Source organism: Achromobacter sp. FW305-C-28, from assembly GCF_058783235.1.
In genome coordinates, this window is sequence record NZ_JBYSYL010000018.1 from 21,521 (window position 1) to 34,348 (window position 12,828).

General features: G+C 64.8%; 13 protein-coding genes and 1 tRNA gene. 9 read left to right on the forward strand and 5 right to left on the reverse strand.

Going from position 1 to position 12,828, the window contains the following annotated elements; genetic code table 11:
• Positions 1 to 46 precede the first annotated feature (46 nt).
• The 7 genes from AC3WMR_RS29140 (at position 47) to AC3WMR_RS29170 (ending at position 4,913) form a co-directional block, all read left to right on the forward strand.
• Positions 47 to 838 (forward strand): ABC transporter substrate-binding protein, encoded by a 792-nt coding sequence (locus AC3WMR_RS29140; protein ID WP_492266585.1) that lies wholly within the window; start codon positions 47 to 49, stop codon positions 836 to 838.
• Positions 839 to 921: 83 nt separating this feature from the next.
• A complete protein-coding gene (locus AC3WMR_RS29145) occupies positions 922 to 1,614 on the forward strand; it encodes an amino acid ABC transporter permease (RefSeq protein ID WP_263912289.1) in 693 nt (230 codons plus the stop codon).
• Between the two features lie 2 nt (positions 1,615 to 1,616).
• The gene (locus tag AC3WMR_RS29150; protein WP_492266586.1) at positions 1,617 to 2,306 is read left to right on the forward strand and encodes an amino acid ABC transporter permease; all 690 of its coding nucleotides are present in this window, start codon (positions 1,617 to 1,619) and stop codon (positions 2,304 to 2,306) included.
• 9 nt (positions 2,307 to 2,315) lie between these two features.
• Entirely contained in the window at positions 2,316 to 3,608 is a 1,293-nt protein-coding gene (locus AC3WMR_RS29155; protein ID WP_492266587.1) for an NAD(P)/FAD-dependent oxidoreductase, read from the forward strand.
• 12 nt (positions 3,609 to 3,620) lie between these two features.
• Complete coding sequence (locus AC3WMR_RS29160) at positions 3,621 to 4,205, forward strand: helix-turn-helix domain-containing protein (RefSeq protein WP_492266588.1); 585 nt, start codon at positions 3,621 to 3,623, stop codon at positions 4,203 to 4,205.
• A gap of 87 nt (positions 4,206 to 4,292) precedes the next feature.
• Positions 4,293 to 4,369 (forward strand) — tRNA-Arg (locus AC3WMR_RS29165).
• Between the two features lie 205 nt (positions 4,370 to 4,574).
• Positions 4,575 to 4,913 (forward strand): DUF6693 family protein, encoded by a 339-nt coding sequence (locus AC3WMR_RS29170; RefSeq protein WP_492266589.1) that lies wholly within the window; start codon positions 4,575 to 4,577, stop codon positions 4,911 to 4,913.
• 75 nt (positions 4,914 to 4,988) lie between these two features.
• Here AC3WMR_RS29170 and AC3WMR_RS29175 read toward each other — a convergent pair whose 3' ends face one another.
• The 4 genes from AC3WMR_RS29175 to AC3WMR_RS29190 all read right to left on the reverse strand — a co-directional run bounded on the left by AC3WMR_RS29175 (position 4,989) and on the right by AC3WMR_RS29190 (position 11,186).
• Complete coding sequence (locus AC3WMR_RS29175; protein WP_492266590.1) at positions 4,989 to 5,261, reverse strand: hypothetical protein; 273 nt, start codon at positions 5,259 to 5,261, stop codon at positions 4,989 to 4,991.
• Between the two features lie 236 nt (positions 5,262 to 5,497).
• A complete protein-coding gene (locus AC3WMR_RS29180) occupies positions 5,498 to 6,121 on the reverse strand; it encodes a response regulator (RefSeq protein WP_492266591.1) in 624 nt (207 codons plus the stop codon).
• 14 nt (positions 6,122 to 6,135) lie between these two features.
• A complete protein-coding gene (locus AC3WMR_RS29185; protein WP_492266592.1) occupies positions 6,136 to 9,897 on the reverse strand; it encodes an ATP-binding protein in 3,762 nt (1,253 codons plus the stop codon).
• Positions 9,898 to 9,953: 56 nt separating this feature from the next.
• The gene (locus tag AC3WMR_RS29190) at positions 9,954 to 11,186 is read right to left on the reverse strand and encodes an EAL domain-containing response regulator (protein ID WP_492266593.1); all 1,233 of its coding nucleotides are present in this window, start codon (positions 11,184 to 11,186) and stop codon (positions 9,954 to 9,956) included.
• 215 nt (positions 11,187 to 11,401) lie between these two features.
• Here AC3WMR_RS29190 and AC3WMR_RS29195 point away from each other — a divergent pair, with 215 nt between their 5' ends.
• Positions 11,402 to 11,836, forward strand: coding sequence for a DUF1090 family protein (locus tag AC3WMR_RS29195; protein ID WP_492266594.1), 435 nt, complete (start codon positions 11,402 to 11,404; stop codon positions 11,834 to 11,836).
• Positions 11,837 to 11,930: 94 nt separating this feature from the next.
• On the opposite strand, the gene AC3WMR_RS29200 is transcribed toward AC3WMR_RS29195, so the two are convergent.
• On the reverse strand, positions 11,931 to 12,218 hold the full coding sequence (locus tag AC3WMR_RS29200) for a hypothetical protein (RefSeq protein WP_492266595.1): 288 nt from the start codon (positions 12,216 to 12,218) through the stop codon (positions 11,931 to 11,933).
• A gap of 255 nt (positions 12,219 to 12,473) precedes the next feature.
• Between AC3WMR_RS29200 and AC3WMR_RS29205 the strand changes: the two genes are divergently transcribed.
• A complete protein-coding gene (locus tag AC3WMR_RS29205) occupies positions 12,474 to 12,644 on the forward strand; it encodes a hypothetical protein (RefSeq protein WP_492266596.1) in 171 nt (56 codons plus the stop codon).
• Positions 12,645 to 12,828: the final 184 nt, after the last annotated feature.

Here is a 12,828-nt window from a genome sequence, read left to right on the forward strand (position 1 = left end):
TTGCCCGGAACGACACACGTCCATTCTTATCTTGAAGGGGAAGCAAATGCTGAAAATCAAACAATGGCTGGGAGCCGCCGGCCTTGCCGTGGCGGCCGCTACGGTGGCGCTGCCGGCCCAGGCCGACGAGCTGGGAGACATCATCAAGCGTGGCGAGCTGCGGGTGGCGGTGCAGACCTCGGGGCCGCTGATGAGCTTCATGGACAAGAGCGGCAAGCGCACCGGCCTGGCGGTGGAAGTGGCCCAGCGTATGGCCGACGACCTGGGCGTGAAGCTGGTGCTGCAAGACTACGAATGGAAAGGCCTGATCCCGGCGCTCTTGTCGGGCAAGGCCGACATGGTGGCCGCCGACATGACGCCCACCCCGCAGCGTGCGGCCCAGGTGCTGTTCTCGGCGCCCATGTTCTACGCCGACACCGTCGCCGTGGTGCCCAAGGATTCGCCCTACAAGTCGTACAGCGAACTGGACAAGGCCGGCGTGACCGTCGGCGTGCTGGGCGCCAGCACCTATGCGGAAGTCGGCAAGAAGATGCTGCCCAAGGCCACGTTGAAGGAATTCTCGGGCGGCAGCGCGCCGGTCGGCCAGGCCCTGTCCAGCGGCCGTCTGGACGCCGGCATCATGTCGCTGTCCACCGCCAACCAGTTCCTGGTCGATTTCGGCAACCTGCGGGTGCTGGACGGCATCATGGTGCGCGAACCGCTGGCTTTTGCCGTGGGCCCCAACGCCTTCCGCCTGAAGTTCTGGCTCGACAACTGGCAGACCCTCAAGACCGCCGACAACACGCTGCCCGAGCAGGTCAAGTACTGGTACTCGACCGACTGGAAGAAAGAGCACTGATCCGCTTGCGCCGTCAGGCTGCCGCCGCGCCAGGCCTTTGAGGCCTGGCGCCAGGTTCTCCCCGTGTTGACAGGCTATCGCTCATGGATTGGTTGATCGACTACTACAACTGGCGCATCGTCAGCCAGTACACCGGCCAGTTCGCCACCGGCCTGGCCAATACCCTGATCGCGGCGGGCGCCAGCCTGGTGCTGTCGGTGCTGGCCGGCATCCCGCTGGCGCTGGCGCACATGTCGCCGCGTGCCGCGGTCTGGCGGCCAGTGGCGGGTTACGTGCAGTTCATCCGCTCGACCCCGTTGCTGGTGCAGATCTACCTGGTGTATTACGCCGTGCCCATGCTGATCCCCGGCGCCAAGGGCTGGAGCGAAATGGTGCTGGGCATTCTTGCCATGACGCTGCACCATGCCGCCTACATGAGCGAAATCATCCGCGTCGGCATCGAATCCGTGCCACGCGGCCAGATCGAAGGCGCCAAGGCCTGCGGCATGAACTACCGCCAGCGGCTGCGCTACGTAGTGCTGCCGCAGGCCTTCGTCAATACGCTGCCGCCGCTGCTGGGGCAGACGGCCGTGCTCATCAAGGACACCTCGCTCCTGTCGCTGATCACCGTGTTCGAACTGGTGGCGGCCGGCGTGCAGATGAACAGCGACCGCATCGTGCCCAACGAAAGTTTCCTCACCATCGCCGCCGGCTATCTGCTGATCTACGGCGTGATGCTGCTGTTGTCGCGAGGCGTGAGTCTCTGGCTGGCGGGTCCCGCCTGGAACGCGAGGTAAGCATGCTGGATTCCTACCTGTCCACCGCCGGCGTCGTCCTGCCGTTCCTGCTCAAGGGCTTCTGGGAAACGCTGAAGATCTCGTTTCTGGCGATCATCGCGGGCTCACTGCTGGGTTTCGTGATCGGCGTCATCCGCAGCTACCGCATTCGCGGCGTGCATCAGCTGCTGGGGCTGTACATCCACGTGCTGCGCGGCACGCCGTTCCTGGTGCAGCTGTACATCTTCTATTTCGTGCTGCCCAGTTCCGGCATCGAACTGCTGCATTGGGATTCGGGCACGGCGGCTTTTGTTTCGCTGTCGGTCTATACGTCGTGCTACGTAGCCGAGATCGTCATGGGCGCGATCCAGTCGGTGCCGCGCGGGCAGACCGAAGGCGCCATGACGCTGGGCCTGCGCCCCTTGCAGATCCTGCGGCTGGTGGTGCTGCCGCAGGCCATGCGCCTGATCGTGCAACCCATGAGCGGCGTCTACGTCATGCTGATCAAAAGCACCGCCATCCTGTCGGTCGTCGGCATCACCGAACTGACCCGCCAGGGGGAAGTGTTCATCATCACCTTCCCGGCGAAATCGTTGTTCATCTACGGCATGATCGCCGCCATCTATTTCCTCTACTGCTACCCGCTGCTGCGCCTGGCCAACTGGCTGGAAAAACGCCTGACCGGCGGGCTGCAGGGCGCCGGACTGCACTGACCCCAGACCATGGCCACCGAGTACATCGATACCTACTACAAGCGCACGCTGGGCGATGCGCAGACCTGCTATGCGCCGTTGGCCGGCGCGGCCGACGCCGACATCTGCGTGGTCGGCGGCGGGCTGGCCGGCCTGTCCACGGCGCTGGAACTGGCCCTTCGCGGCCGCAATGTGACGCTTCTGGAAGGCCGCCGCATTGCCTGGGGCGCGTCGGGTCGCAACGGCGGCTCGGTCTCGCCGGCGTTCTCGGCCGGCGCCGACGCCATCCGCAAGCACGTGGACGAGGACCACTACCGCCAGCTGTACCGGCTGTCCATGGAAGGCGTCGAGATCATCCGCGACAACATCCGCGCGTTGCACATCACCGATGCCCACAAGGTCGACGGCCGCCTGCGCGTGGTCCGCTACGAGGCCGCCGACGCGCTGCGGCGCTACTGCGACGACCAGTGGCGCGACTTCGGCCGCGACGTGCGCCTGTTGTCGCGCGCCGACGTGCGTGAACGGCTGGTGTCCGATGCGTACTTCCAGGGTATCGAAGACCTGGCCTCGTTTCACTTCCACCCGCTGAACTACGCCCGCGCCCTGGCCCGGGAATGCGTGCGGCTGGGCGTGACCATCCATGAAGATTCTCCGGTGACCCAGGCGCGGCTGGACGGCTCGATCAAGCAGTTGCACACCGCCGCCGGCCAGGTGAACGCACGCACCGTGGTGCTGGCCACCGGCGGCTACACCGGCGACGCCGTGCCCGCCTTGCGCCGGGCCATGCTGCCGATCGCCACCTACATCATGCTGACCGAGCCGCTGGGCGACCGGGTACACGAGGCCATCCGCACGTCGGCCGCCATAGGCGACGACCGCCGCGCCGGCAACTATTACCGGGTGCTCGATGGCGGGCGCATCGGCTGGGGCAGTAGAATCACCACCCGTGTCGATGATCCGCCCGATCTGGCCGAGTCCCTGCGCCGCGAATTGCTCTCGGTCTACCCCCAATTGCAGGGGCTGCGGGTCGAGACCGCGTGGTCCGGGCGCATGGCCTACGCGCGGCATCTGATGCCGCAGATCGGCAAGCTGGCCCCCGAGGTCTGGTATTGCACGGCTTTCGGCGGACATGGCATGAACACCACCGCCATCGGCGGGCGGGTCGTGGCGGAGGCAATCACCGGCGACAGCCAGCGCTACCAGCTGTTCGCGCCGTTCGGGCTGGGCTGGAACGGCGGCGCCTTCGGCACGGCGGCGGTTCAACTCACATATTGGTCTTACCAGGCGCGCGATTGGTGGCGGGAGCGGCAGTCGCGCGCATGACAGGGTGTACAGATGCAAGGCAACAAACAGAGCGTGTTGGCACAACGGCTGCGAGCCCTGCGCCAGGCGCGGGAGTGGACCCTGAAGCAGGCGGCGCAAGCCACCGGCGTGTCCGCGTCCACGCTCTCGAAAATCGAGAACAGCCTGCTGTCGCCCACCTATGACAACCTGATCAAGATCGCGGCAGGCCTGGACCTGGACGTGGCCGAGCTCTTCACCACGTCGGACGCCCACATGGGCACCGGCCGCCGCAGCCTGTCCCGCCAGGGCGAGGGCCGCCAGTACGAAACCCCGTACTACGACCACCGCCTGCTCTGCACCGCGCTGTCGCACAAACGCATGATGCCGTTCCACACCCGGGTCAAGGCCCGCAAGTTCGATGAATTCCAGGACTGGAGCCGCCACCATGGCGAAGAATTCGTCTACGTGCTGGAAGGCGAGGTCGAGCTTTACACCGAGTTCTACGAACCGGCACGCTTGAAGGCGGGCGAGAGCTTCTACATCGACAGCCGCATGGGCCACCGGGTCATCAGCCTGAGCAAGAAAGACGCCCTGGTGTTGTGGGTGTCCACGCATGCGGATATTGGCGAGGAATAATCGACGAGGAATCGTGCGCGGCCCACTGCAAGGCCACAACAGGGTAAAATGCTGCGCCCGGACCGGTTCCGGGCGTTCAAACATCACGCGGCAGTAGCTCAGCTGGATAGAGCACGGGCCTTCTAAGCCCGGGGTCGGGGGTTCGAGCCCCTCCTGCCGCGCCAGTCGATTCGAGTTTGCGGGACGGCACGCCCAACGCCCTGGTATGCGAAAGCCCTTGGCGTCGTCGTCGTCGCCTACGCGCTCAGTCTCATTGACCTGATCCAATTCTCAGAAAGTTCCAATGGAATCGGCCGCGCATCGCGCCTATTCTGCCATTCCAGCTGCATTGCTGGTTTTCTTTCTGAACCCCTCTATAGGCATCAAACAATGAGGCAGTTTTCCCTGAAGTCGGATCTGACCGTGGGCGATATCATCGGCCACGGCATTATTTGGATCTTGCTGACCATCGTGACGTTGGGGCTCGCTGTGTTTGTGTTTCCGTATTACATGCAGCGCTTCATCATCAGCCGCACGTCGGTGCTGGATGAAAACGGCCGGCGGATCGGGCGCCTGCGGTGCACGATCGACCTGGCCAGCATCATCGGCAATATCGTCCTGTGGGCGATCATTTCGATCGTGACGCTGGGTATCGGCTACTTCATCTTCCTGTACAAGATCCATGCGCATTGCATGAACCACACCAAGATCGTGGACGTTGCGATCTGAGCCGGGTATTTCCCCGTGACTGGCCGCCTTCGGGCGGCTTTTTATTGCGTCACGGATTCAGGAGGCCGGTGCGGCCTATTGCAGCTGAAACCAGGTATTTAGAGCCAGGTTGAACAATACCGTGGCGCCGAGCACACCCGCGACCCCGCACATGAAATAGATGGTGGCAAAGCGCCGCGCCGACCGGCGGTCGCGTCCGGCGGTGCGCTTGAACAGCCCGTGCCGCAGGTGCCAACAGGGTATCGGCGCCACGAGGGCGGTGACCAGCAGCATGAGCCAGACGGACGACGGGCAGATGCCCCAGCGGCAGATCAGGGCGCGGCAAGACCGGATCCAGAGCAGATGCACGGCCAGCTCGCAAGCGAGCGTGACGCACGCGTAAAAGAAAAGCCAGCGCCAGGGGCGGGCTTTGGGCAGGGAGTGAAGAGGCATGACGGGTGGACGGCGGAGGGTTGCGCAGCGGCGAGAGTGCTGGCGACCAGGAGGGGGGCGTTCGATGACGGCCGCCTGGGCAAGCCTGTATAGCTTGCCCGCCGGACAGGTGTCCGGCTATTGGAACTTTCTGAATCTTCTGGCGAAAAGCGTCAGCGCAGGCGCAGGTCTCGCAGGGCGGCGTGCAGTTCGGCGTCATTCTTGACGCCCAATTTGCGCATGGCCGACACCTTGTGCGCGCTGGCGGTCTTGACGGTGCGGTTGACCTTGAGCGCCACCTCGGTCATGGACATGCCTGCCGCGAACAAGCGCAGGACTTCCAGTTCGCGCCCGCTCAGCGTGCCGCCGGCCGCCGCGTGGCGGCTTTCGTCCAGCAGCGATTGCATGGTGGGCGATTGGTAGGTCAGGCCGCCACGCAGGCTCTGCAGCGCGATGGAAATATGGTTCAGGGGGTCGCGCTTGCTGACCAGCGCGGCAACGCCGCTGTTCATGATCACGCGGATGACCGCGGCATTGTCCAGCATGGTCAGCACGATGATCTTCAGGTCGGGATACTGGCGCTGGATCTGGCGCAGCAGCGACAGACCGTCCGCGGCGTCTTCGCGCGGCAGGGAATAGTCGGCGATCAGAACGTCGCAGGCGGTGGTGGCCAACAGACCGTGAAGATCGGCGATGGTCGAGGCGCGCCCCACCATCTGGGTGTTGGGCTGGTCATTGACGATCTGTTCGATGGCGGCAAGGATGAGGGGATGGTCGTCAATGGCAATGACTCGCATGATATGCAGGCCTTTCAGGGGATTTGGTCCGACAATATTATGCCGCTCGCCAAGCCTGAATCGCCTTGTTCCCGCATTTTTGCCATGATCTGCCGGCATTCGGCGATGAAAGCGGCGCCGATTGTCTCCCGGCCGGCGGCATCCGCCGTGCGGATCGCGCCCGAAAATCTGGCCACGCATTCGATCAGGCCAGGGTGCTGGACCGCATGGGTGGACCCCTTTGCGCGGTGGATCCAGTCGTGCAGCTTACCGTCATGGTTCAAGGGAAGCTGGGCGGCAAGGTCTTCCAGATCCTGGTCAAAAAGGTCCAGGAAGGTGGCGACGAATTGCCTGGCCTTCTCGGGGGTGCCGAACACCGTCACCAGGTTGTCGAGGTATTCACTGGGAGGCGAAACGGCGGGCTCCAGGGACGGCGCCGCGGGGGCGTGGGCGGGCTCCGCGGCAGGCGTTTGCGCAGGGGGTTCAGGCGCCCCGAGCAGCGCGGCGCGCAGCGTATTCAGCTCGACCGGCTTGACCAGCAGGCCCAGCATGCCGGATTCCAGGCAGCGGCGGTGGGCGGTGGACGTGCCGTCCGCCGAATAGCCGATGATGGGCGGTTTCAATAGCCCGCGGGCAGCGGCGCCTGCGGCGATTTCGCGGGCCAGGGTGTAGCCGTCCATGCCGGGCATGGCGCAGTCCGTGATGACGGCGGCGATGCCGCCGGCGCCGTGATCGTGCTTCCAGGCATGGTGCAGGGCATCCAGGGCTTGCGGGCCGGACGCCGCCGAAATCACCTGCAGGCCCAGCAGGCGCAGCTGCGTTTCCAGCAGCATCCGGTTGGAGGGATGGTCGTCCACGATCAGCACGGTGCTGGTGGCCGGCAGGCCCAATGCCGGGAATTGCTCCGCGGTGCCCGATGCGGGCGTATCGGGAACGGACCAGGTGTTGCCATGGCGCATGGGTAGAGTCACGGTGACGGTGGTGCCTTGGCCTTCGGTGCTTTGCAGGGAGATCTCCCCGCCGAAGAGCTCGGCCAGTTTCTTGCTGATGGCCAGCCCCATGCCGGTGCCGCCATAGCGTTCGTAGGTGCTGGCGGTGGCTTGCTGGAATGGGCTGAACAATTGCGGCACGACATCGGCCGCGATGCCGATGCCGGTATCCTGCACGGCGATGCGTACGGCGCACCAGTCCTTGCCTTGGTTGCCCAGGCTGGCGGTGACCGTTACCTCGCCCTTGGGGGTGAATTTGATCGCGTTGGCGACCAGGTTGTTGACGATCTGCCGCAGGCGGCCTGCGTCGAACACCAATTCGGCGGGCACGTCGGGGTCGATCCGGGTGGTCAGGCCGATGTGCTTGGCCTCGGCCGAACGGCTGAACGCGGCGACCCAGCGGGGCAGGGCCTCGGTCAGGTCGCTGGACGAGAGATGCAGCGATACCTCGCCGGCCTCGATCTTGGAGTAATGCAGGATGTCATTGAGCAACAGCAGCAGCGCGGTGGCCGAATCGTACGCCAGCGCCGCCTGTTGTTGGGCGGGCAGCGAGACGTCGCCGGCCTTGCCTTCCTTGAGCAGTTCCAGCGCGCCGACCACGATGTTCATTGGTGTGCGGATCTCGTGGCTGATGGTTGCCAGGAACAGCATTTTTGCGCGGTTGGCCGCATCGGCGTGCTGGATGGCCAATTGCAGCGAGCGTTCAGTCGCTTTCAGTTCAGTCAGGTCGACCCAGCCGCCGAGCAAGGCCTGGATTTCACCGTCGGCGGTCAGCAACGGCACCACCCAATGCTGGCCGGTCAGTTCGCGCCCGCCGAGGGTCAGGGTCAATTCGGCGAAGTACGGCTGGCGGGTGGTTTTGACCTGATCGTAGGCTTGCCTGACTTTCTGGCGGCTGTCGTCGTCCAGCGTGGCGATGCCTTCGAGGGTCAGGTTCATATCCACGATGGGGTCCTGGACGAGTTTCTCGAAGGCTTCGTTGCAGGCAATCATGACGCCGTCCGGGTTCCACACGTACATGGGGTTGGGATTGGCGTCGAGCATCTGGCGCTTGAGCGTCAGGCGTTCCTGCATGAGGCGGTCGTTGCGGCGCCGGCCCAGGAAGCGCAGCAGCAGGATGGTCAACCAGGCGCCCAGCAGCAGCGCCGCCACGCTGCCTCCGATGATCAGCCCGCGCACCAGCGGGCCGCGCGCGGCCCAGCGGAACTCCAGGGGCTCGGAGTATTGCCATTGCGCGATGATGAATTCCATCTGCTCGTCGGTAATGGCGTCCAGCACTTTGTTGATGATGGAGGCAAGCAACGGATCCCGATCGGACACGGGATAGACGAACGGCACCATGTCCGGCTTGCCGATGCCGGTGATGCGCAACTTGTCCTGGTAGTACTCCGCGATCAGGTATTCGGCCGAGGGGTACAACAGCGTGGTCGCATCGGCTTCGCCGGTGGCGACGGCGTTCAGAGCCGCCAGGCCGGTGGCCACATCGACGATTGCCGGCGGCCGGTCCGTGGCCGCGGCCCGCAGTATGGACTTGATCGGCGATGCGTTCACCAGCGCCACGCGCAGGGGCTGCAGTTCGGCGATGGTCTTGGGCTGGGGGCCGTCTATGCGGGAGATCAGGGCGTAGGTAGAGTGCAGGACGGGGTGCGTGGTCACGAACCCGGAGAAATCCGGGTAATTGCCCTGCATGGTGCTGGCCATGTCGGCGTGGCCATCGCGTACGGCCTGAAGCTGATCCAGCGCCGAATCATAGAACTCGTAGGTGAATTGCAGGCCGGTCTGGGCCGTGACCAGATCCAGGACCGAGTTGGATACCCCGGCGGCACGGCCAAAGCTGTCCCGGAAGGTGAACGGCACGACCAGCGTCGAGTTCGCGACCATGATTCTGGGATGGTCCCGGATCCACTGCTGTTCAGCGTCGGTGAACACCACCTTGCCGTCCAGGCGCCCCTGCTCCGCCAGCACCCAGCGTCGCTGCAGCGTCGTGTGGACGCGAGGCGGCACGGTGGCCAGCGCTTCGTTGAAGGCGCGTAACAGCTCGGCGCGATGCGGATTGAACACGAAGGCGTACTCGGTGCGCAGGCCCGTGGTGGAGGGGCGCGCTTTCAGCATGTAGAACAGGATGGCGTTGTTGTAGGCGGAGATCGAGACGGTGTCTCCCAGGAACGCCACGTCCTTGTGGGTGGCGACGCGCTCCAGGCCCTCGTAGTAGCTGTCCACGGCGTGCAGCGAGACATCGGGGATGTGCCGTTGCACCGCGCTGGTGTCCAGCTCGCTGCGCAGGTATCCGAGCGTTCCCTTGCCGAGAGAGCTGCCGTTGCGCACTTCGGAGCGGGTGATGACGACAGCGGCGGCGCTGAAGATGGGCATCGACCGCGGGTACTGCGCTTGCGGCAGCACGGCATCCGCGCCGACGGCCGCGTCGATATCGCCCGCCTCCAGCGCCGCCGACAACGCAGCCAGGCTGTCGTAGAAGCGGACCCCTACCGACAGGTTCTTGGCGCGGGCGATGATGTCCAGGTAATCGGCCGCCAGGCCGCGGGCGTTGCTGTTGCGCTCGCTGCGCGATATCAGGGGGGCCATGCCCTCCAGTACCCCCACGATGACGCGGCGGTCGCGCGTGGCGTCAGTCACGTCGCCGGAGTCGGGCAGCACCACCCCGCTGGCTTCGGATGAACTGTCCAGGGCGGAAATGGGCGGGGTTGAAACGGGTGCGGCGTGCGGCTGGAGGGGGCCAAGCGTCAGGGCCAGGGCGACTGCGGCGCCGCCAAGCAGCTTCCGGAACGCGGGTGCGAATACAGTAGGCAAGGTGCCATATCCTTCATTGCGGGCAGGCATCAACCGTCAGGGCAGATCGGCACATTTTAGCTGCATAGCGAAGAGGGCGGTAAGGTGTGTTCGGGCAGCGGCAGCATGCCCCGGGCTTGGCAGAACGACAGCAGTTGCCATTCCGGCATGGGGGCGCCGTACAGATAGCCTTGTTCGCGGTCGCAGCCGAGTTCGCGAATGACCTTGCTGTGCGCTTCGGTCTCCACGCCTTCGGCAACGGTATGCATGCCCAGCCGGTGCGCCAGGCCGATCATGGATTCCACGATGGCGCGTTGATGCGGATGGTGGGACAGGCCTTCCAGGAAAGAGCGGTCGATCTTGAGCTCCGTGAAAGGGATGTCGCGCAGCCGCGCCATCGATGAATAGCCGATGCCGAAATCGTCGATGGCGAGCCCGAATCCCGCCATGCGCAGTTCGGCCAGGTTCTCGAACAGCGAGCCTTCGGCCGCGTTGTCGGATAGCGTTTCGGTCATTTCGAAGACGACGTTCTCGCGCCGGGCGCCGCAGGCGTCGGACAGATCGGCCAGCGATTGCACCACGCTGTGGCGGGCCATGGCGGCGCTGCTGAGATTGATGGAGACCGAGACGTTCAGGCCGTCCGCTTGCCAGCGTTGCTGGGCAGTCAAGGATTGCCGCAGGATGCAGGCGGCCAGTTGCCCGTCGAGGTTGCGGGCGGCGATGGTGGGCAGGAAGGTGGTGGGCGACAGGATGCCGTGCAAGGGTTCGTACCAACGCGCCAGCGCTTCGACGCCGAGAATGCGGCCGCTCCGGCAGCAGATCTGAGGCTGGAACCACGGTTGGATGCGGCCGTCTTGCAAGGCCTCGAGCGCGGCGCGCTCGGTGACCGGAAATCCCCGGCTGGCCGGCAAGGCGGCGGGGTTTGCCTGGGCATGGTGGCCGCCGCCCGCCAGGATGTCGCGCAGCGCGTCCACGGCCAGCGGCTTTTCGATCAGGCCGATGACTTCGACCGACGAACTGCGGGCGACCAGTTCGGCGGATCGCAGGAATCGCGGATCGAGCGTCGTAGTGAAGATAACCTGGGGCGGCGCGTTCAGCGTGGCCAGCTCGCGCACCAGTGAAATGCCGTCCATGCCGGGCAGGCGCAGGTCACATAACAGGACGTCCCAGCGCTGCGCGCGCAGGCGCCGCAAGGCCTCTTGCGCATCGTTGACGACGCCGAACTCCGCGAGGTCGCAACGCGACAGGGCTGCGGACGCGTAGCGCGCCTGGATAGGATCGTCTTCCAGTACAAGCACTCGAAGTGTCATGTGCCTTCCTATTGGTGAATTCGAGTGCATTCTGCGCTGGAGGCCAAGGGGAGGGCATTGGATGTTTCTGATATTTGTTACAGGAGTGCAGGCTGGAGATTTCGTGAGATCTTCAAGTGTTGCCATTTTCAGAATGTTCCAATGTTCAGTGGGTCGGTGGCTGGGCACCATGAGCCGTTCGCCGCGTTTTGCGGCTGGTATAGGGACTTATGGGTATGCAGAAAACCGCCGCGGGTATCGCCAGACATCGCATCCATGCCGTCAGGGGCGCCGCCCTGGTTGGGGCCACGCTGGCTCTGGCAGCGGTATTTGGCGATGTCGATGCGCAAGCTGAAATTCCTACGGGCTGCGCCGCCAAGATCCAGGAGGTCGAGCAAGCGCTTGACGCAGCCCAACGCGCCCATGCCGACAATGCGCGCATCGCTGGCTTGAGGGTGGCGCTGGCCAAGAGCCAACAATGCGACGACAAGGCGCTTGCCAAGGCGCGTGCCGCGAAGGTCGCTGAAAAGCAAAGCAAGGTCGACTCCCGTCAGGAGGTGCTGAATCGTGAGCTGCGCGACGGCGACGCCAACCGTATCAGCCGCGCCAAGCAGAAGCTGGACCAGGCCACGCAAGAATTGGACGCCGCGCGGATCGAGCAACGCAGTTAGATCGCTGAGGATCCCGTCTGGGTCGTGGGCCGGCCACGGCGGGATCTTTTAGGCGCGCCTTTGCAAAGAGAGGCGCGCCTTTTTTTTAAGGGTTTCAGTCCTGGGGCTCGCGGCGTGCACGGCCCCGCCGTTTGGCCAGCGGGTACTTGGATGTTGCGTCGCGGGACGGGAGGAGGGGCGGATGCCAGACGATGGACCATTTGATCCGCAGGCGCGCTTCGAGAAAAGGCGCGGTCCATTCGCACAGCGGCACCACGCCGTCTTCAAGCAGAATATAGGTAGTGAGCGTGAGGTCGAGCCGGTTCGCGACTTCGGTGCGGTTCAGGTTGTGGGTTTCGCGCCAGGCGCGCAGGGCCGACCAGCCATGTTCGCGCATCAACATCAGAATGCCAGGCGGCGGGAGTTTGTCCATCAGTTCCGGGGGGCGAAACATGCTTTCAGCGGCGACGTCGCTGAGTAGGGGGGGATGCATAGTCGGGGTGGTTGGCTTCAGTGTTGGATTGCATCCCCAGTGTGCAAGCCGGATGACCCCCCGCGCTATTGGAACTTTCTGAATTGTGGCCTCGCCGCGCAAAACGCGTATGCTGACCCCATTGGCCTTGCGGCATGCCGCCGCGGGCCGTCCTCAGGAGCCGTCATGGACAAGAAAGACATCCCCCCGGAACAGAAAGACAAACCCGCCGTGCAGAAAAAGCCGGACGTTCCCGCCGCCGCCAAGGGCTGGCCGGCCCCGAAGAACACCTTTTCCCCCAAGGGACGGGCCATGGACCGCAAGCCGGGCAGCCGCGGATCCGCCCGCGGACGCTAGGGCCCGCGCCCCGATTTGATCGGGATGGAAAGCACGATGCCTGCCCCTGAAGACATCATGCGGCATTACGATGCGGACCCGGACGAAAACCCGTGGGTCCGCGGCAAGCCGGCGCCCGAAACCATCGCGGTCGTGCCCCATGACCCGGCCGACGAAGCCGCCTACGTGCCGGCGCTGGAAGCGA